We start from the raw sequence: 19,852 nt of genomic DNA, 5'->3' as shown, positions 1-19,852 counted from the left end.
CGGCACCGTCCCCGATGGAGTGTTGCCGCGAATCGGTCATCTGGCCAGCCGAGGCTTTGCTTCGTCGCGTCCCATCGGCCCGAAGGGGGTCATTCTGCACCATTGGTCACCTCTGGGTCACGGGGTGTCCCGGTCGGTGGCGCGCTGCCACGGTCGGTGGCGGCGTTCGTACACTGGCCCTGTGACCGTACCGCCGCCGATCGTCGCGCCCAGCATCCTCGCCGCCGATTTCTCCCGTCTCGCCGAAGAAGTCCGTGCCGTCGAGGACGCCGCGGACTGGTTGCACGTCGATGTGATGGACAACCACTTCGTGCCGAACCTCACCATCGGGCTGCCCGTGGTGCAGAGCCTGCGGGCCGTTACCAAGCTGCCCTTCGACGTGCACCTGATGATCACCGACCCGCGCCGGTGGGCGCCGGGCTACGCGGACGCGGGGGCGTACAACGTCACCTTCCACGCCGAGGTCTGCGACAGCCCGGTGGCCCTGGCCAAGGACCTGCGGGCGGCGGGCGCCAAGGCGGGGCTGGCGATCGACCGGGACACCCCGATCGAGCCGTACCTCGACCTGTTGCCGAGCTTCGACACGCTGCTGATCATGACGATCAAGGCCGGGTTCGGCGGGCAGCGGTTCATCCCGCAGCTGCTGGACAAGGTCCGTGCCGCCCGGCGGCACGTCGACGCCGGTCATCTGGAACTGCGCATCGAGGTCGACGGCGGGATCGCCGCCGACACCATCGCGCAGGCGGCCGAGGCGGGTGCCGACGCCTTCGTCGCCGGCACCGCCGTCTACGGCGCCGACGATCCCGCCGAGGCGATACGCCGGCTCCGGGGCCTGGCGGCGCGCGCGGCGACCGGGGCCTGAGGTGGAGCCCGACGACGATCGCAGGGACGTGATCCTCGTCGTCGACGACGACGAGGACATCGCCCGCTTCGTCGAGTTCAACCTGCGGCTGCAGGGCTTCGACGTGATCCTCGCCGGTGACGGCCAGGAGGCGCTCGACCTGATCGAGCGGGAACGGCCCGACCTGGCCGTGGTCGACCTGATGATGCCGCGGGTGGACGGGCTGGAGCTGACCCGGCGACTGCGCGCCGACCCGATGACCGCCGCCCTGCCGGTGATCATGCTGACCGCCAAGGGGATGACCGTGGACAAGGTCCACGGGCTCAGTGCCGGTGCCGACGACTACCTGGTCAAGCCGTTCGACACGGCGGAACTGGTGGCCCGGGTCAGCTCCACGCTGCGGCGCAACAAGGAGTTCCGGGAGGTCTCCCCGCTGACCGGCCTGCCGGGCAACAGCCGCATCCGCCGGGAGATCGCCGACCGGGTCCGGGGCGGCGCCGACTACGCCGTCGGCTACATCGACATCGACCGGTTCAAGAGCGTCAACGACCGGTACGGGTTCGTCCGGGGCGACGGCTTCATCTCCGCGCTGGCCCGTAGCCTGCACCGGGCGGTGGTCTCGGTCGCGCTGCCGCCGGCTTTCCTCGGTCACGTCGGCGGTGACGACTTCGTCTTCGTCTGCACGCCCGAGCAGGTGCTGCCGCTGACCTCCCTGGTGTCGACGGACTTCGAGAAGGCCGCGGACGCGCTCTACGATCCCACCGACCGGGAACGCGGCTACGTGGAACTGAAGGACCGCCGGGGCAACATCCGCCGGGCCGCGCTGGTCACGCTCTCCATCGGCGTCGCGGTCTCCGACGCCGACAAGCGCATCACGAATCCGCTGGAGGCGATGACCGTCGCCTCCGAGATGAAGACCGTGGCCAAGAGCCAACCCGGCTCGTACGTGGCGGTGGACCGCCGGCGCGGCGTCGGCGACCACGGTTACCGTCATGTGAAGTAGCTCGCCCGAATAACACGGCGACCCGCCGGGCGTGTAAGACTCTCATCAGTACCCACCACGCGCTGGCGGGACTCGGTGTAATTCCGAACCGGCGGTGATCCACGGTCCGACCGTGGTAAGCCCGCGACCCGGGAGCGGTTCGTCCGCCCGGTGGACCTGGTGAGAATCCGGGGCCGACGGTTGGGGGCGGCTCGTCCGCGCCCAGACAGTCCGGATGGGAGACAGCGCGCGGGACGGAAGTGGGCCGTGTGGCTCGCCGGGCTTGCCGGCGCGCGCACCCCCGCCGGGGCGGCTGTGCCGTTCCCGGATTCCGCTGCCTGCCGTGGCCACCCGGCCGACCTCCCCGCCCGCGCGATGCAGCGAGAGGGCAGGGCAGGCGATGGCGAGCGTCTCCGTGGACGAGGCGATGCGTCGCGCGATCGAACTCGCGGCGCGCGGGCTCGGCACGACCAGTCCCAACCCGGTGGTCGGGTGTGTGCTGCTCGACGCCGACGGCGAGGTGGTCGGCGAGGGCTTCCACGCGTACGCCGGGGGACCGCACGCCGAGATCGTCGCGCTGGCCCAGGCCGGCCAGCGGGCCAAGGGCGGCACCGCGGTGGTCACCCTGGAACCCTGCGACCACACCGGCCGCACCGGTCCCTGCAGCACCGCACTGGTCCAGGCCGGGGTGGCCCGCGTCGTCATCGCGGTACCGGACCCCAACCCGCTCGCCACCGGCGGCGCCGCCACACTGCGGGCCGCCGGGGTCCGGGTCGACCTGGGAGTACGCGGCGCCGAGGCGGAGAGCGGCAACGTGGCCTGGTTGACCGCCATGCGCCGGAGCTGGCCGTACGTGATCTGGAAGTACGCGGCGACCCTCGACGGCCGCTCCGCGGCGGCCGACGGCACCAGCATGTGGATCACGTCCGAGGCGGCCCGGATGGACGTGCACGCGCTGCGGGCCACGGTCGACGCGGTGGTCATCGGCGTGGGCACGGTGCTCGCCGACGACCCCCGGCTCACCGTGCGTAACCTGCGCGACGGCAGCCTGGCCATCCGGCAGCCGCTGCGGGTGGTGGTCGACTCGAAGGGGCGTACCCCGGCCGACGCCCGGGTCCGTGACGGCGCCGCCCGCACCTGGGTCGCCACCACCGCCGAGCTGGGCACCGGCCCGGACGGCGGCGTCGACCTGCCCGCGCTGCTGGCGGCCCTGCACGGCCGGGGGGTGCGGGCCGTGCTGCTGGAGGGTGGCCCGCGCCTGGCCGGGGCGTTCCTCGCCGCCGGCCTGGTCGACCGGGTCGTCGGCTACCTCGCCCCCCGGCTGCTCGGCGCCGGGCCGGCCGCCCTGGTCGACGCCGGTGTGACCACCATCGCCGCGGCCATCGATCTGGAGATCACCGATGTTACGCAGGTCGGTCCCGACCTGCGGATCACCGCGCTGCCCCGGAAGAGGGAGGGCTAGGCATGTTCACCGGCATCGTCGAGGAACTGGGCGAGGTCGTCGAGGTCACCCCGACGGCACAGGACTCGACCCTGGTAGCGGTCCGCGGCCCGTTGGTCACCTCCGACGCGCGGCACGGCGACTCCATCGCGGTCAACGGCGTCTGCCTGACCGTGGTCGACGTCGACGGTGGGGTGTTCACCGCGGACGTGATGGGCGAGACGCTGCGCCGCTCGGCGCTGGGCGCGCTGCGCGCCGGCGACCGGGTCAACCTGGAGCGCGCCGCCGCGCTGGGCAGCCGCCTCGGTGGTCACCTGGTGCAGGGGCACGTCGACGGCGTGGGCGAGGTGCTCGCCCGCGAGCCGGCCCCGAAGTGGGAGACCGTCCGGTTCCGGCTGCCCGCCGACCTGTCCCGGTACGTGGTGGAGAAGGGGTCGATCACCGTCGACGGCGTCTCGCTGACCGTGACCGAGGTCGGCACCGACTGGTTCGCCGTCGGCCTGATCCCCACCACCCTGGCGGCGACCACGCTCGGCGCCCGGACCGCCGGCGACCCGGTCAACCTGGAGATGGACGTGCTGGCCAAGTACGTCGAGCGCCTGCTCGGCGGTCGTACCGCCAACGGAGAGGGAGTGCTGGCGTGACCTTCGACAGTATCGAGCGGGCCCTGGCGGAGATCGCCGCCGGGCGGCCGGTCGTCGTGGTGGACGACGCCGACCGCGAGAACGAGGGCGACCTGATCTTCGCCGCCGAACTGGCCACCCCGGAACTGCTCGCCTTCATGGTGCGGCACACCTCGGGCTTCATCTGCGTCCCGCTCACCGAGAGCGAGTGCGACCGGCTCGACCTGCCGCCCATGCACCACACCAACCAGGACCGCCGGCAGACCGCGTACACCGTGACCGTCGACGCCCGGGAGGGGGTGACCACCGGCATCTCGGCGGCCGACCGGGCGCACACCATCCGGCTGCTCGCCGATCCGCGTACCGGCCCGACCGACCTCGCCCGCCCGGGGCACGTGGTGCCGCTGCGGGCCCGCCCCGGCGGGGTGCTGCGGCGCCCCGGGCACACCGAGGCGGCCGTCGACCTGACCCGGCTGGCCGGCCTGCGCCCGGCCGGTGCGCTCTGCGAGCTGGTCAACGACGACGGCACCATGATGCGGCTGCCGGACCTGGAGAAGTTCTGCGCCGAACACTCGCTGACCCTGGTCACCATCGCGGACCTGGTGGCGTACCGGCGGCGCACCGAGAAGCAGGTCGAGCTGGTCGCCGACGCCCGGATGCCCACCGCGCACGGGGTCTTCCGGGCGCTGGGCTACCGCAGCGAGTACGACTCGGCCGAGCACGTGGCGCTGGTGATGGGCGACCTCGGCGACGGCCGGGACGTGCTGGTCCGGGTGCACTCCGAGTGCCTGACCGGTGACGTCTTCTCGTCGGTGCGCTGCGACTGCGGCCCGCAGCTCAACGCCGCGCTGGACCGGGTGGCGCGCGAGGGACGGGGCGTGGTGCTCTACGTACGCGGCCACGAGGGGCGGGGCATCGGGCTGCTGCACAAGCTCCAGGCGTACCAGTTGCAGGATCAGGGCCGCGACACGGTCGACGCGAACCTCGACCTCGGCCTGCCGGCCGACGCGCGCGACTACGGCACCGGCGCCCAGATCCTCTACGACCTCGGGGTGCGCTCGATGCGGCTGCTGACCAACAACCCGGCCAAGCGGGCGGGACTGGAGGGCTACGGGCTCACCGTCACCGGCCGGGAGGGGCTGCCGGTGCGCCCGCACCCGGAGAACGTACGGTACCTGCGTACCAAGCGGGACCGGATGGGGCACCTGCTGGACCTGGACGAGGGGGCCGAGGCCCCCATGGGGCGCCCGGTGGCCAGCGGGCGGCCGGCGGCGGGCAACGAGATCGGAGCGTAGGAGCGATGGCGGGTTTCGGTGAGCCGGGAACGACCCCGGTCGACGCGGCCGGGCTGACCGTGGGCGTGGTCGCCGCGCGGTGGCACGGTGAGCTGACCGACCACATGCTCGACCGGGCGGTGGCCGCCGCGCAGGCGTGCGGCGCGCGTGCCGTGGTGGCCCGGGTGGCCGGCTCGGTGGAGCTGCCCGTGGTGGCCCAGGCCCTGGCCCGGCGCTGCGACGTGGTGGTCGCCCTCGGCGTCGTGGTGCGCGGCGCCACCGCCCACTTCGACTACGTCTGCCGGTCGGTCACCGACGGGCTGACCCGCATCGCCCTGGACGAGGGAAAGCCGGTGGCCCACGGGGTGCTCACCGTGGACACCATCGAGCAGGCCCGCGACCGCGCCGGGCTGCCCGACTCCGCCGAGGACAAGGGCTGGTCGGCCACCGTGGCCGCCCTCGACGCCGCCCTGGCCATCCGCGAGGTCGCCATGTCGGGCAACCAGCGGGTCGGCTTCGGCGCCTGAGCCTGAGCTGACCCATGACCGAGTCCCTCCTGGTCTTCAGCAAGACCGCCGGATATCGGCACGACAGCATTCCCGCCGCGATCGCCGCGATCTCCGACCTGGGCTTCGCCGTCTCCGCCACGGAGGACGCCCGGGTCTTCACCGCAGATCTGTCCGATGTGGACGGCATCGTGTTCCTCAGCACCACCGGCGAGGTCCTCGACGATCGGCAGCGTGCCGGCCTGCGGCGGCGGCTGTCGGACGGTGCCGGCTTCGTCGGCGTGCACAGCGCCGCGAACACCGAGACCGGCTGGCCCTTCTTCCGCGGGCTGATCGGAGCCGGGTTCGCCGGCCACCCGCCGCTACAGCCGGGGCGCATCCTGGTCACGGACCCCGACCACCCGGCCAGCGCCCACCTCGGCGAGGTGTGGGATCACGTCGACGAGTGGTACGACTTCGACGCCAACCCGCGCGCCCACGTCCGGGTGCTGCTCCAGGTCGACGAGTCGTCCTACCGGGGCGGGACGATGGGCGCCGACCATCCCGTCGCCTGGTCGCACGTGCACGACAATGTCCGCTGCTTCTACACGTCACTCGGCCACGCCGCGGAGGCGTACGCCGATCCGGCGCTGCGGGAGCACCTCCGCGGCGGCATCGCCTCAGTGCTGCGCCACGGGTAGTGGCGGTCGCGGCGGATCGCGCGACCCCGCATTCGGTGCCCCGGTGGCTGTTGTCGTACCCCTATGTGAGGCTTCGGGGCGTGGCGAGTTTCGTTCTGATCCACGGCGGCGGGGGCAGCGCCTGGGACTGGCATCGGCTGGTCCCCGAGCTGGCCGATCGCGGCCATGACGTGGTCGTGCCGGAGTTGCCGATCGAGGACAGCTCGGCGGGGTTCGCCGAGTTCTGCGAGACGGTCGTCGACGCGATCGGTGACCGGCGCGACCTGGTGGTCGTCGGGCACTCGTACGGTGCGTTCACCGCGCCGCTGGTTGCCGACCGGTTGCCGGTGCGGCTGATCGTCCTGCTCACTCCGATGGTCCCCGAGCCCGGTGAGCGGCCCGGGGACTGGTGGGACAACACCGGTTACCGCGGCGTGGCGGGGCTCAGCGAGGAGCAGCAGTTCTACAACGGCGTGCCGGCCGAGATCGTCGCGGAGGCCGCCTCGCACGGCCGGGAGCAGGTCAGCGCGGAGTGGAACGAGCCGTGGCCCCTGGACGCCTGGCCGGAGGTGCCGACGACGGTGCTCATCGCCCGCGAGGACCGGTTCTTCCCGGCGGACTTCCAGCGCAGGGTGGCTGCCGACCGCCTGGGCGTCACTCCGGACGAGATCGACGGCGGCCACGCGGTGGGGCTCAGCCACCCGAAGCAACTCGCCGACCGGCTGACCGCGTACCTGCTGCTCTGACGGCGCTGCCGACCCGTCCCACCGGAACTCGGGGACTGACTCCTGAGACCGCCCCTCGTGGACTCGACTGAACTCGTTCCCCGCCGGTTCCCAGTGCTTTCCCAACGGCCCACGGCAGCCTCTGGCGAGGGCCGTACGGCCAGGAAAGATTGGGGATTGAACGTGCAAAGCCGAATGAGAGCCACCGGTGGCGCGGTGGTGACCAGGACAGACCTGCCGGTCTGCCCAACGCCCAGGGACAGGGGCCGGGGCTGGCGTGCCCATGCCCTGCGGACCCTGACCGCGCTGGTGGCGGTGGTGGGCATGATGGCGGGCAGCGTCGCCGTCGCGCCGCCCGCCGCCGCCAGCACCAGCCCGGTCTCGGTCGACGAGGCGAACCTGCGTCGAGCCCTGTTCACCATGCACATGCGGGCCCGGCTCAACGGCTCGGACGGCTTCAAGGACCTGATGCTCAGCGCGGAGCTGATCGGCTACCGGCAGCTGCATCCGCAGGCCACCCGGCAGCAGCTCCTCGAACACTCCGTCACGATGCGGAACTGGTACAACAGCAAGCTGACCGCGGACGACCTGGAGCGTCCGGCGTACCAGTTCGTGCTCAAGCTGCTGGAGCTGAGCGCGATGGCACCCGGCGGAGCGGTCGCCTCGCCGATCATGAAGGAGCTGATGGAGTCGACCGTCGGCACCCAGCTGCGCAACTACGGCTCGATGGTGGACCAGATCACCGCCGCGCAGTTCCAGCACTCCTGGTTCCAGCAGGCGTACGAGGTGCAGAACTGGATCTGGCAGGGGGTGGCGAATCTCGCGGTTGCCGACAACGCCTTTCGCGAGGCGTGGAACGCCACCTTCGGCGTGCAGTACAACGTGGACGCTGCCGCCTCCCTCGACAGCCTGGCGGCCGACCCGTTCCTGGCCACCTGGCTGAACGTCACCGCGATCCTGGACCACCAGCAGAACAACCAGTTGTGGCTGGCCGACACGTTGGCGCAGCTCAACGACCTGCTGGGCGCGATCGGTGGTCGCGTCGACGGATACAACGAGGTGCTGCGCGCGCTGGTGGAACGATTCCCGCTGGCGAACGACGGCCCGAAGCCCACCACCCAGGAGCACCGGGCCGCGGTACAACGGGCCGGCGACGCGCAGCAGTGGATCAACGGGGCGGCCAGCGCGGTGGACGTGCTCGCCCTGCTCGCCGGCTTCGTCGACGAACGGGCCGGACGCACGATCGCCGGAGTCGGCCGCGCGGCCACCCAGATCGCCACGGCCATCAACCAGTACCTGCCGACCGTCGCGGGGCTCAACCTCGGCGCGGCACTGACCTCGATGAGCACCCTGGCCCTCACCGGCAACGTGCTCGGTGCCATCTCGGCCCTGTTGCCGGTCTTCGCCGGTGGCCCCAGCCCGGAGGCGCAGATCCTCGACCAACTGCGTGCGCTGCGTCAGGACGTGGCGGATCTGCGGCACACCATGAACGACCGCTTCGACCGGATCGAGCGCGGGCTGAGTGCGATCTACACGGACATGCTGGACCAGTTCGGTGTCGTGATCGAGTTGCAGAACGCCACCAACGCCCAGCTGATCCAGATCAACGAGCGGCTGGCCAGGCTGACCGAGCGGGTCGACATGTGGGGCAGCGCCATCTTCGCCAACCAGAAGACGGCCGCGGTCAGCGACATCAAGCGGCGCATCGACCACGCCGTCGGGTACGAGGCCCGTACCGGGCAGCCGCTGCCGTACGAGGATGCCAGTGTCAACTACAGCGACACCGCCCAGGACCTCAGGTTCGACGCGACCGACGTGGCCCGGGACAGCCGGTTCATCGCGCCCTTCGACGCGGCCGACCCGGACTTCGCGCTGGGCACGTACGGCACCTACGGATCCATCGGCTACCTGCACAACTACGCCAAGGACGACAGTCTCTCCTCGGGCAGCAAGGCGTTCCACAACCCGGTCGACGCGGAGGCGTGGCTGCTGGCGGCCACCGGTTACCAGATGTTGCTGGCGCAGAACCCGCAGCACGCCGCCCGTACCGGCAGCAGCCAGTCCGACGAGCTGATCGCGGCCGGTGACCAGATCCAGGCGGCGGCGCGGGATCTGAGCAGGGCGGACAAGGTGCCGTCGGGCGACTACGGTCACCTGAACAACCTGATGCGCAACGCGATCATGCAGTACCGGTTCACCGCGCTGGACATGGCGAACCGGGCCGCCACCATCCGGGACGAGATCCGCGGTGCGGGCCGGCACAACCCGTTCGCGGGCCCGAACCAGGCGGTGCCGGCCGGCCAGAAGCCGACCGCCGACCCGGCGACCGTGCCGTCCTGCGCGGCGGGCGGGACCGCCCTGAGCCGCCCCAGCCAGGTCAGGTACGCCGACCTGCCGCAGGCGCTCTGGGTGGCGCAGTACGGCCGGGCGGACTCACCCGTCCAGCTCTGCCACGAGTCGGGCTGGACCAACGTGGACCTCCGCCGCTCCGGCAGGTGGGAGATCACCACGGCCGACCTTCAGTTCACCATCCGGGCGCGGCAGAAGTGGGACGGCAACTGGCGGATCGTACGGGAGTGGACGCGGGTCTTCCCGCTCGGTGAGGTCTGCCGGGTCCACGACGACGGCCAGCCCGGCGCCTGCCGCCAGGCGTCGCAGGACATCGCCAAGTGGGACTCCACCTACAAGGCGCAGTTCCAGCAGTCCGCCAGCTATGCGAACCACACGGAGGAGGCGCGCGTACGGTCGACCAACTGGCTCCACCAGCAGGCCGCGGACTACTACACCCGGGTCACCCGGGAACTGGCGAACCCGAACCCGACGAAGCCGGAGGAAACCCTGCACGTCCTGAACAAGCAGCTGACCACCCAGGCCAAGCTGATGACGGCGTACATCAAGCTGGGGTTCGGCACCGCCATCACCCAGGACGAGCTGATCAGCAGCAACCTGGTGGGCCTGTTCCGCACGCCGTCCGACCTGGACGGTCTGAACATGGTCACCGACGCCTACGAGCACGGGCGGTCCCACTACTGCGCCGACCGGGCATTTCCGTGTCGGCTCAGGCCGGAGGGCCAGATCGGGGCCTCGCCGCTGGCCGGTGAGCGGCGACTCGGCTGCACCTTGCAGACCGCCCTCGACCCCATCGCGTACTGCCTGGAGTACCTCACCTACCAGCGCACCGACGTGATGCGGAACCGGCTGGTGTTCTGGTCGCAGAAGCTGGCCGCGGGGGAGTACGCGGAAGGACTGCCCGCTGTCGACCTGGTGATCCAGAGCGTGCGCACGGCGCAGGCGGTGGCCACCGGACGGCGCATCGTGACCGAGTAGGCCCACGGGACGAGCGACAGGTACCCGGCGGTTTCCGCCGGGTACCTGTCGTCTTCCGGACCGCGACTGGCACGAACCCGCCACCATCTGATCGGATCTTCATCCGATCGCCGGCTATGGGGGTGCTGGCGCCAGAATCAGGGCGCCGGCCGGGTGGGGAGAACAGTGCAGGTCCAGTTCCGCGTCCTCGGTCCGCTGTCCGCCGAGGTCGGCGGCCGGGAGGTCGACCTCGGTGGTCCGCGCCAGCGGGCCGTGCTCGCCGCACTGCTCGCGGTCGGCGGCAGCACCGTTTCCGCCGAACGGCTGCTGGAACAGGTGTGGAGCGACACCGAGCCACCGTCCACGGCCACCCTCTTCGGCTACGTGGCCGGCCTGCGCCGGGCGCTGGAGCCGGGACGGGCAGCCCGTACCCCACCCCGGCTGTTGGTGCGGGAGGGGCCCGGGTACGCCCTGCGGGTGCCGGCCGAGACGGTGGACGCGGAACGCTTCACCCGGCTGGTCACCGAGGGCGGCCGGTACCTGGATCGGGGGGATCCCGAGGCGGCCCTGCGCCGGTTCGACGAAGGGCTCACGCTCTGGCGCGGCCCGGCGTACGCCGACTTTCCCGACGCGCCGTTCGCCGTGTCGACGGTGACCCGGCTGGAGTCGCTCCAGGCAACCGCCCGGGAGTTGCGCCTGGCGGCCATGCTCGCGGTCGGCGACCTCGCCACCGCGATCGGCGACCTACAGGCGCTGGTCATCGAGCATCCCCTACGGGAACGCGGCTGGGAGTTGCTGGCGGTGGCCCTGTACCGGGCGGGCCGGCAGGGCGACGCGCTGGCCGTGCTGCGGCAGGCCCGGGAACGGCTCGCGGCCGACCTGGGCACCGACCCCGGGCCGGGCCTGCACCGGGTCCAGCAGGCCATCCTGGGACAGGACGAGTCCCTGTGCGCCCCCGTCTCCCGTACTCCTGCCCTCGCCGGCGCCGCCGCCCGGGCCCTGCCGTCGAGCCGGAACCTGCCCGCCGCGATCTCCTCCTTCGTGGGCCGGCACGCCGATCGGGCCCGGCTGCACGCCCTGCTCGCCGAGCACCGCCTGGTGACGATGGTCGGTCCGGGTGGGGTGGGCAAGACCCGGCTGGCCATGGAGTGCCTCCGCGAGCGGGCCGATCCGGACGGGCCCTGGGTGGTCGAGCTGGCCGGGGTACGCGACGACGCACTGGTGGCGCGTACCGTCGCCGACGCCCTCGGTCTGCCGCTGCCGTCGGGGCTGGCCGAGCTGGCCCGGCTGCTCACCGGGCGGCACACCCTGCTCGTGCTGGACAACGCCGAGCACCTGGTGGACGGGGTCGCCGAGACGGTCGCGGCCCTGCTCGCCGCCGGGCCCGGAATGCGGGTCCTCGTCACCAGCCGGCAGCCGCTGGGCATCGCCGGAGAGGCGCTGCTGGAATTGGCGTCGTTGCCGCCGGAGGACGCGGTGACCCTGCTGGCCGCCCGCATGGCGGTGGTGCTGCCGGGCGGCGGGCTGACCGAGGCGGATCGCCCGGTGGCCGAGGAACTCTGCCGGGGGCTGGACGGTCTCCCGCTCGCCATCGAGCTGGCGGCCGCCCAGTGCCGGGCGTTGTCCCTGCGGGACATCGTGAACCAGCTCGACGACCGGTTCGCCCTGCTCGACAGCGGCCGATCCGGCGGCCATCGGCACGCCACCCTGGAGCAGACCATCGAGTGGAGCCACCACCTGCTCACCCCGTCCGAGCAGCGACTGTTCCGCCAGCTCAGCGTCTTCGACGGCGGGTTCGACCTGGCCGCGGCCCAGCGGGTCGGCGCGGATCCCCGGGTCCTTCCGGTGCTGCTCGGCCTGGTGCGCAAGTCACTCGTGATGGTGGACGCGACCAGCGGCACGCGCCGATACCGGATGCTGGACTCGATCCGCCACTACGCCGCCGGCCTGCTCTCCGGGGTGGAACGCGCCACGTCCCGGTCACGGCACCGGGCCTGGTTGCTGGGGCTGGTGGAGGCCGCCGAGCAGCGGCTGCTCACCACCGACGGCGCGCACTGGATGCAGCGTCTGCGTCAGGAACGGGACAACATCGCGGCCGGCCTGGAGTCGGCCCTGGACGCCGGGGACGCGCTCGGCGCGGCCCGGATCTGTGCCGCGCTGGCCTGGTTCTGGTTCCGTACCGGCCAGATCAGCGACGGCACCCGCTGGGGGCGGATGGCCGAGGCCGCCCTGCTCGACCGGATCGCCGCCGAGCCGCAGCGGGAGAAGGAGCTGCTGCTGGTCCGGGCCCGGCTGCTGCTCGCCATCGGCGGGGTCACCTACCTGGTCGGGGACCATGCCGCCGCCACGGACGTCTTCCGTACCTCGGCCGACCTCGCCGAGCGGGTCGATGCCCGGGACGTGCGGGCGACCGCGGTCAGCTACCTGGCGTCGATGATCATGGTGAGTGGTGACCTGGTCCGTGCGGTGGCCGTCGCGGATCAGGCGGTCGCCCTGGCCGAGCTGGTCGGGCACCCGGGCATCCGCGCCGAGGCACTGACCGTACGCGGCCAGATCAGTCGAGCCGGTGGTGACCTGGAGCGGGCGCATCGAGAGCTGACCGAGGCGAACCGGCTGGCCCGCGAGTGCGGCCACTGGTGGGCGGTGCTCTCCGCCGGCTGGGCCGACAGCAAGGTCAGCGTCGACCAGGGTCGGCCCGAGCGGGCGTTGGCCACGCTCCGGGCGTTGACGCTGGACACCGATCCGGGCAACGACCGGGCGAGCTGGCTGGCTCTGGTGCACTCGCTGGCCGGGGTGCTGGCCCGTACCGGCCAGGCGGAACTGGGTGCCGTCCTGGTCGGTGCGGTGTCGGCGCTCGGCGCCCCGATCGGCTACTTCCCGGAGCGGATGGACCCGATCGACGCGCCGCGCAGCGCAAACGCCGTCCGAAAGGCGTTGTCCGGGCCGGCGTACCAGGCGGCGGTGGCGCGGGGGAGCCTGCTCGACTGGGCGGAACTGGTGGCACTGCTGCGTGACCGGCTGGCCGCCCAGCCGGTCAGAGGCGGCCGGCTTCGATGATGCGGGCCAGGAACTGGCGGGTGCGGGGGTGGGTCGGCTCGGCGAGGACCTGGGCGGGCGGGCCGGATTCGAGGACCCGGCCGCCGTCGAGGAAGCAGACCTGGTCGGCCACGTCGCGGGCGAAGCCCATCTCGTGGGTGGCCAGGACCATGGTCATGCCCTCGGCCTTCAGGTCGCGGATCATGGTCAACACCTCGCCGACCAGCTCCGGGTCCAGCGCCGAGGTGACCTCGTCGAGCAGCAGCAGCCGGGGCGAGTTGGCCAGCGCGCGGACGATCGCCACCCGCTGCTGCTGGCCGCCGGAGAGCCGGTCCGGGTACGCGTCGGCCTTCGGCCCCAGCCCCACCCGGTCCAGTAGTTCGCGGGCGCGGGCCTCCGCCTCGGCCCGGGAGTGCCGGTGCACCCGGCGCGGGGCGAGGGTGACGTTGTCCAGCACGCTCAGGTGCGGAAAGAGGTTGTACGACTGGAAGACCATGCCGATGCGGCGGCGTACCTTGTCGGGGTCGACGCCCGGCGCGGAGATCTCCTCGCCGTCCAGCTCGATCGTCCCGTCGTGCAGCTCCTCCAGCAGGTTCACGCAGCGCAGCAGGGTCGACTTGCCGGATCCGGAGGCCCCGATCAGCGCCACCACCTGATGCTCGGCCACGGCCAGGTCGAGACCGTCGAGGACGGCCTGCCCGCCGAACTCCTTGCGCAGCCCCCGGCACCGCAACACGTCCGCGCTCGGCGCCGTGTCCGGGCTTGGCCGCACGTCCATGGTCATCCTCCGGACTGGCGTCGGGCCGCCCGCAGCGTCACCTGGTCGGTGACGGCGATCAGCGGGATGGCGAGCAGGACGAAGAGCACGCCGGCCACGATGTACGGCGTGTAGTTGAAGGTCTGTGCGGTGGCGAGCTGCGCGGCCCGTACCGCGTCGATCGGCCCGGCCAGCGAGACCAGGCCGACGTCCTTCTGCAACGCCACCACGTCGTTGAGCAGCGGCGGCGCGACCCGGCGCACGGCCTGGGGCAGCACCACGTGCCGCATGGTCTGCCGGTAGGTCAGCCCCAGCGACCGGGCCGCCGCGAGCTGGCTGGGGTGCACCGACTCGATGCCGGCGCGGAACACCTCGGCCAGGTAGCCGCTGTAGGTGAGGACCAGCGCCAGCCCGCCCAGCACCAGCACCGACGGTGTGCCCTGCAACCGCAGGCCGGGCACGCCGAAGGCGTACAGGTAGAGCACGATGATCAGTGGCAGGCCGCGGAAGGTGTACGTGTAGCCGGCCGCGAGCGCCCGGATCGGGAAGAAGACCGGCCCGCGCAGGGTCCGCAGGATCGCGATCAGCAGCCCCAGCAGCAGGGCGCCGATGGCGCAGCAGACCAGCAGCCGTACGTTCAGCCAGAGCCCGGTCAGCACCCGAGGCAGCGCGTCCCGGGCGATCTGCGGGTCGAGGAACGTCTGGCGTACCCGCTCCCAGCCCGGTGCCCCGGTCACCGTGACCGCCAGCAGCGTGCCGACCGCCGCCGTGGAGGCGGCGGCGATCAGCACGCTCAGCCGGGTCTGCCGGCGGCGGTACGCGTCGCGGGCCCGCTGGGCGGGCGAGGGGTCGTGCAGGGCTGTGCTCACGTGAGTTCGGGCGCTCCCGCCACCTGGGCGAGCCACCGCTGCTCCAACTCCTTGAGCACGCCGTCGCCGGCGAGCTGGTCGACCGCGGAGCTGACGCAACCGGTGAGCGGGGAGCCCTTGTCCAGCAGCAGCCCGAACGCCTCGGGAGTGCCCACCTGGGGCAGCTGCCCGACGATCACCGCGTCCTCGATCTCGGCGGCGGTGATGTAGAACGCGGTGGGCAGGTCCACGACCAGCCCGTCGATCTGGCCGTTCTGCAGGGCCTGCTTGGCGTCGTCGTTGCTGTTGTAGACCTGCGGCTCGACCGTCGGCTTGATCACGTCGGTGATCGCCTGGTAGCTGGTCGTGCCGACCTGGGCGCCGAGCTTGGCCCCGCGCAGGTCGGCCAGCGTGGTCTTGCCGGCGATCGGGGCGGACTTCAGCGCGATGACCGTCTGCCGCACCAGGTAGTAGGGGGCGGAGAAGTCCACCGCCTGCTGGCGCTCCGCGGTGATGGAGAACTGGTTGATGTCGAAGTCGAAGTTCTTCGGCCCGGGCGCGATGGCGGCGTCGAACCGCACCCGTGTCCAGACGACGTCGTCGCGGGCGTAGCCGAGCCGTTCGGCCACCGCGTAGGCCACGGCGGACTCGAAGCCCTCGCCGTTGTCGGGCTTGTCGTCGACGAACCACGGCGGGTACGCCGGCTCGTCCGTGGCGATGGTGAGCTTGCCCGGCGTCTGGGTGGCGAGGCTGTCCTTGGCGCACGCCGCCCCGGCGGTGGAGGTGGGCCCGGGCGCGGGCTCGGGTTCGGGTGCGCAGGCGGTGACCGCCAGCAGGAGGGCGCTCGCGGTGGCGAGCGTGAGAATGCGTGGGGTGCTGACCATGGCCGACAGCGTACGACCACCATAGGCGGGGCTCGAAGAGGTGTCCCATCATGTTGGTAGGGAATCCCGGTCCCGCCCACCGGTCACCACCGACCCGGCGCGCGCGACGACCGACGGCGACTGGGAGAATCCGTCTCCGTGAAGACGTTCGAGGAGTTGTTCGCGGAGCTGCAGGCCAAGGCCGCCGCCGGCACCCCGGGCTCCGGCACGGTCGCCGCGCTGGAGAAGGGCGTGCACTTCATCGGCAAGAAGGTCGTCGAGGAGGCGGCCGAGTCGTGGATGGCCGCCGAGCACGAGGGGCCCGAGCGCACCGCCGAGGAGATCTCCCAGCTGCTCTACCAGGTCCAGGTGCTGATGATCGCCAGTGGTCTTGAGCTGAAGGACGTCTACCGACATCTGTGAGTGCCCCCACCGTCGACCCGAACCCGATCGAAGGAGCACTCCGTCATGCTGCGTGTCGCCGTACCCAACAAGGGCACCCTGGCCGAGTCGGCCGCCCAGATGCTGCGCGAGGCGGGCTACCGCCAGCGCACCGACGCCAAGGACCTGGTCTGCCGGGACCAGCCCAACGATGTCGAGTTCTTCTACCTGCGGCCGAAGGACATCGCCACCTACGTCGGCTCCGGTGACCTGGACGTCGGCATCACCGGCCGCGACCTGTTGATCGACTCCGGCGCGCCGGCCGAGGAGGTGGTCGACCTCAACTTCGGCCGGGCCACGTTCCGGTTCGCGGCCCGACCCGACGATGTCGACGACGTGCGGGAGCTGGGCGGTCACCGGGTCGCCACCGCGTACCCGGGGCTGGTCGAGCGTCACCTCGCCGAGCTGGGCGTCAAGGCCGACGTGATCCGCCTCGACGGCGCGGTGGAGAACGCCATCCGGTTGGGCGTCGCCGACGTGGTCGCCGACGTGGTCGAGACCGGGGCCACCCTGCGCCAGGCCGGTCTGGTGGTCTTCGGTGAGCCGCTGCTGCACTCCTCGGCGGTGCTGGTACGCCGGGCCGGCGCGGCGCCCCACCCGCAGGCCGAGCAGCTGCAACGTCGGCTGCACGGGGTGCTGGTGGCCCGCCGTTACGTGATGCTCGCCTACGACGTGCCGGCCGGGCTGCTGGATCGGGCCAGCTCGCTGACCCCCGGCATCGAGTCGCCCACCGTCTCGCCGCTGCACCGCGAGGGCTGGGTGGCGGTGCAGGCCATGGTGCTCCGCGACGACGTGCACCGGATCATGGACGAGCTGTACGAGCTGGGCGCCCGGGCGATCCTGGTGACCAACATCCACGCCTGCCGGCTGTGAGGCCGCCGCCGGCCGCGTTCGCGCTCACCCTGGTCACCGCCGGCGGCGCGGCGGCTGCGGCGCAGGGTGCGGTCAACGGCGAGCTGGGTCAACGGGTCGGCAACGCCAGCCTCGGCGCGGTGGTGAACAACGCCGGCGGGACGCTGCTGATCCTGGTCGGGCTGCTGGTGCTGCCGTCGATGCGGACCGGGCTCGTCGCCCTCCGGCGCTCCGGGCTGCCATGGTGGTCCTACCTGGGCGGGTTGGGCGGGGCGGCCATCGTGGTGCTCGCCGCGTACGCCGTACCGGTGCTCGGGGTCGCGGTCTTCACCATCGCCCAGGTCGCCGGCAGCAGCCTCGGCGGACTGGCGTCGGACCGAAGCGGGCTCGCCCCGGTGGGCCGGCTGCCGCTGACCACGCCCAGGGTCGCCGGGGCCCTGCTCGGGGTGGCGGCGGTGGCACTGGCCCAGGCCGGCCAGCCGGTGGGTGAGCTGGCGGTCGGCGTACTCCTGCTGGCCGTGGCGGGTGGGGTCGCGGTCGCGTTGCAGGCCGCGCTGAACGGCCGGATCTCGGCGGCCGGCTCGGCCGCCGCCGGGGTCGCGGTCAACTTCGCCGTCAGTACGCCGGTGGTCCTGCTCGTCGCGGCGCTGGCCGGCGCGTTCACCGGCCCGCCGGTGGCCTGGCCGCAGGGTTGGCATCTCTACACCGGCGGACTGCTCGGCGTCGTCATCGTGGCCAGCCTGGTCGTGGGGGTCCGCGCGGCGGGTGTGTTGCGTACCGGTCTGGCCCTGGTCGCCGGGCAGCTCGGCGGTGCCCTGCTGCTGGACATGCTGCTGCCGGGCGGGCCCGGGGCACGGCTGCCGGTGCTGGCCGGCGCGCTGCTCACCCTGCTCGCGGTGCTGGTCGCCAGCTGGGGTCCACGATCGACCACCCGTGCCACGCCGACGCCCGCCGTGACTCCGCCCGCCGGTGCGAGCCCGGCCTCCCGGACGGCCCCAGCCGGCGCCGACGCCCGTGTGGCGCCGAACCGGCCACCAGGAGCGGATGGCAAACTGGTGCCATGAGCGAGCGTCGGCGAGCGAATCATCAGCTCAGGGCGGTGGTGCCTCATGGTGGCGCGCAGCGAAGCGGAGTGCCAGCATGAGCCAGACTGAGCTGATCCGTCTCCGACCCCGGCGCATCCGGCTGGTCTGCTGGGTATCGGCCGTCCTGCTGGTCGTGGTCTTCGCCGTGATCGCTACCACGCTGACCGGCCCCACCGGCAACGGCTACGGCACCTTCCAGCGCGGTGACCAGCTCGCCATGATCGGGCTCGGAGTCCTCTTCGCCCTCGGTGTCCTGCTCTTCACCCGGCCCCGGGTCGAGGCGGACGCGCGGGGTGTGCGGGTCCGCAACGTGATCGGCTCGTACGAGTTGCCCTGGGACGTGGTGCGGGGGATCCGGTTCGATCGGGGTGCCCCGTGGGCCGCGCTGGAACTGCACGACGACGATCTCCTGCCGGTGGTCGCGCTCCAGGCTGCCGACGAACAGCTCGCCGTCGACGGGGTTCGCGCCCTGCGCCGGCTGCACCAGGCCCACCTGGCCACGCTCGCCGGCCGCTGACCTTACCCCTGGCCCAAGCTTCCCCTCGCCCACTCCCTCATGATCCGCGCAACTTCGGTGATACTGCTGCCTCGGTCGGAGTTGAGGCAGCAACATCCCTGATACTGCGCGGATCTTGGGAGCGGGTCGAGGGTGCCCGGTTTGAGAGGTCGGTTGCCGAGGGTGTAGTGTTGTGGGGTCGACCAGGCTGTCCGCATAGCGCGGGCGGCCACGAAAGTGGAGCGCCTGCTCCCACCCGAGTCGCCGTTGTCGGTGGCCGGGTCCGGTCTCCGGTTCCGGGCACGTCCCGGTCCCGGATGCGCGATCCTGTGATCGTGCCGACCGGTCGAGCGGGCCCTGGCATGCGCCGGGGCCTTCTGCTTTCCGGGTCGGTTCCCACCGGGAGCCGCAGGGGTCGGCCACGCATGAAGAACCGACTCGAGGAGGCCCCATCAGCGTCGAACCACGCGTGAACGAGCAGATCCGGGCACGTGAGGTCCGACTGGTCGGCCCCGAGGGTGAGCAGGTGGGCATCGTCCCGCTGGAGCGCGCCCTTCAGCTGGCCGCGGACGTCGATCTGGACCTGGTCGAGGTTGCGCCGATGGCGCGCCCGCCGGTGTGCAAGCTCATGGACTTCGGCAAGTTCAAGTACGAGAGCGCACTGAAGGCGCGCGAAGCGCGGCGTAACCAGCAGCAGACCGTCATCAAGGAGATGAAGCTCCGGCCGAAGATCGACCCGCACGACTACGAGACCAAGAAGGGTCACGTGGTGCGGTTCCTCAAGGCCGGCGACAAGGTCAAGGTGACGATCATGTTCCGCGGTCGCGAGCAGAGCCGCCCGGAGCTGGGGTACCGGCTCCTGCGCCGGCTCGAGAGCGAGATCTCGGAGCTGGGGTACGTCGAGGCCGCTCCGAAGCAGGACGGCCGAAACATGATCATGGTGCTCGCGCCGCACCGCGCCACCAAGGCCGCCGCGGTCGCCGCGACGGCCTCCCGGGGCGGAGCGCCCCGGGACCGGGCAGCGGAGGGATCCGCCGGCCCGGAGGCCGGCGAGACCGCAGCAGCCGGTGACACCGGCACCGCCGCCGACAACAGCGGCGAGTAACAGGGGAGAAGA

General features: G+C 72.2%; 18 protein-coding genes. 15 read left to right on the top strand and 3 right to left on the bottom strand.

Annotated features, from left to right (window positions below):
- Positions 1–181 precede the first annotated feature (181 nt).
- The 10 genes from rpe (at position 182) to O7615_RS31925 (ending at position 13,414) form a co-directional block, all read left to right on the top strand.
- Complete coding sequence (rpe, locus tag O7615_RS31970; protein ID WP_278181516.1) at positions 182–862, top strand: ribulose-phosphate 3-epimerase; 681 nt, start codon at positions 182–184, stop codon at positions 860–862.
- Position 863: 1 nt separating this feature from the next.
- Entirely contained in the window at positions 864–1,844 is a 981-nt protein-coding gene (locus O7615_RS31965; RefSeq protein WP_278181515.1) for a response regulator, read from the top strand.
- A gap of 379 nt (positions 1,845–2,223) precedes the next feature.
- The gene (gene ribD, locus O7615_RS31960) at positions 2,224–3,285 is read left to right on the top strand and encodes a bifunctional diaminohydroxyphosphoribosylaminopyrimidine deaminase/5-amino-6-(5-phosphoribosylamino)uracil reductase RibD (RefSeq protein WP_278181514.1); all 1,062 of its coding nucleotides are present in this window, start codon (positions 2,224–2,226) and stop codon (positions 3,283–3,285) included.
- A gap of 2 nt (positions 3,286–3,287) precedes the next feature.
- Positions 3,288–3,908, top strand: a complete 621-nt coding sequence (locus O7615_RS31955) for a riboflavin synthase (RefSeq protein WP_278181513.1) — start codon at positions 3,288–3,290, stop codon at positions 3,906–3,908.
- Positions 3,905–5,182 carry a bifunctional 3,4-dihydroxy-2-butanone-4-phosphate synthase/GTP cyclohydrolase II gene (locus O7615_RS31950; RefSeq protein WP_278181512.1) on the top strand — a complete coding sequence of 426 codons (1,278 nt, stop codon included), beginning with the start codon at positions 3,905–3,907 and terminating at the stop codon, positions 5,180–5,182. The genes O7615_RS31955 and O7615_RS31950 overlap by 4 nt, the downstream gene beginning before the upstream one ends.
- Before the next feature lie 5 nt (positions 5,183–5,187).
- On the top strand, positions 5,188–5,688 hold the full coding sequence (ribH, locus tag O7615_RS31945; protein ID WP_278181511.1) for a 6,7-dimethyl-8-ribityllumazine synthase: 501 nt from the start codon (positions 5,188–5,190) through the stop codon (positions 5,686–5,688).
- Between the two features lie 14 nt (positions 5,689–5,702).
- A complete protein-coding gene (locus O7615_RS31940) occupies positions 5,703–6,347 on the top strand; it encodes a ThuA domain-containing protein (protein ID WP_278181510.1) in 645 nt (214 codons plus the stop codon).
- 80 nt (positions 6,348–6,427) lie between these two features.
- Entirely contained in the window at positions 6,428–7,072 is a 645-nt protein-coding gene (locus O7615_RS31935) for an alpha/beta fold hydrolase (RefSeq protein WP_278181509.1), read from the top strand.
- Between the two features lie 174 nt (positions 7,073–7,246).
- A complete protein-coding gene (locus tag O7615_RS31930; protein WP_278181508.1) occupies positions 7,247–10,378 on the top strand; it encodes a hypothetical protein in 3,132 nt (1,043 codons plus the stop codon).
- 165 nt (positions 10,379–10,543) lie between these two features.
- A complete protein-coding gene (locus tag O7615_RS31925) occupies positions 10,544–13,414 on the top strand; it encodes a BTAD domain-containing putative transcriptional regulator (RefSeq protein WP_278181507.1) in 2,871 nt (956 codons plus the stop codon).
- On the opposite strand, the gene O7615_RS31920 is transcribed toward O7615_RS31925, so the two are convergent.
- The 3 genes from O7615_RS31920 to O7615_RS31910 are packed head-to-tail and all read right to left on the bottom strand — an operon-like array spanning position 13,392 to position 15,882.
- Positions 13,392–14,177: an amino acid ABC transporter ATP-binding protein gene (locus O7615_RS31920; protein WP_278181506.1), complete on the bottom strand. Its 786-nt coding sequence runs from the start codon at positions 14,175–14,177 to the stop codon at positions 13,392–13,394. The two genes, O7615_RS31925 and O7615_RS31920, sit on opposite strands and share 23 nt — an antisense overlap.
- Positions 14,174–15,019, bottom strand: coding sequence for an amino acid ABC transporter permease (locus tag O7615_RS31915; RefSeq protein WP_278181505.1), 846 nt, complete (start codon positions 15,017–15,019; stop codon positions 14,174–14,176). The genes O7615_RS31920 and O7615_RS31915 overlap by 4 nt, the downstream gene beginning before the upstream one ends.
- Positions 15,016–15,882: an ABC transporter substrate-binding protein gene (locus tag O7615_RS31910; protein WP_278181504.1), complete on the bottom strand. Its 867-nt coding sequence runs from the start codon at positions 15,880–15,882 to the stop codon at positions 15,016–15,018. The genes O7615_RS31915 and O7615_RS31910 overlap by 4 nt, the downstream gene beginning before the upstream one ends.
- Before the next feature lie 120 nt (positions 15,883–16,002).
- On the opposite strand from O7615_RS31910, the gene O7615_RS31905 reads away from it, so the two are divergent.
- From O7615_RS31905 to infC, 5 genes are all read left to right on the top strand, one after another.
- Entirely contained in the window at positions 16,003–16,284 is a 282-nt protein-coding gene (locus O7615_RS31905) for a phosphoribosyl-ATP diphosphatase (protein WP_347405137.1), read from the top strand.
- Between the two features lie 45 nt (positions 16,285–16,329).
- A complete protein-coding gene (gene hisG / locus O7615_RS31900; protein WP_278181502.1) occupies positions 16,330–17,175 on the top strand; it encodes an ATP phosphoribosyltransferase in 846 nt (281 codons plus the stop codon).
- A complete protein-coding gene (locus O7615_RS31895; RefSeq protein WP_278181500.1) occupies positions 17,172–18,218 on the top strand; it encodes a DMT family transporter in 1,047 nt (348 codons plus the stop codon). The genes hisG and O7615_RS31895 overlap by 4 nt, the downstream gene beginning before the upstream one ends.
- Before the next feature lie 76 nt (positions 18,219–18,294).
- The gene (locus O7615_RS31890; RefSeq protein WP_278181499.1) at positions 18,295–18,756 is read left to right on the top strand and encodes a PH domain-containing protein; all 462 of its coding nucleotides are present in this window, start codon (positions 18,295–18,297) and stop codon (positions 18,754–18,756) included.
- 448 nt (positions 18,757–19,204) lie between these two features.
- Positions 19,205–19,840: a translation initiation factor IF-3 gene (gene infC / locus O7615_RS31885; RefSeq protein ID WP_278181498.1), complete on the top strand. Its 636-nt coding sequence runs from the start codon at positions 19,205–19,207 to the stop codon at positions 19,838–19,840.
- Positions 19,841–19,852: the final 12 nt, after the last annotated feature.

Origin of the sequence: Micromonospora sp. WMMD1082, from assembly GCF_029626175.1 — a bacterium.
Taxonomy (GTDB): Bacteria; Actinomycetota; Actinomycetes; order Mycobacteriales; family Micromonosporaceae; genus Micromonospora.
This window is presented reverse-complemented; position numbering and strand designations above follow the sequence as displayed.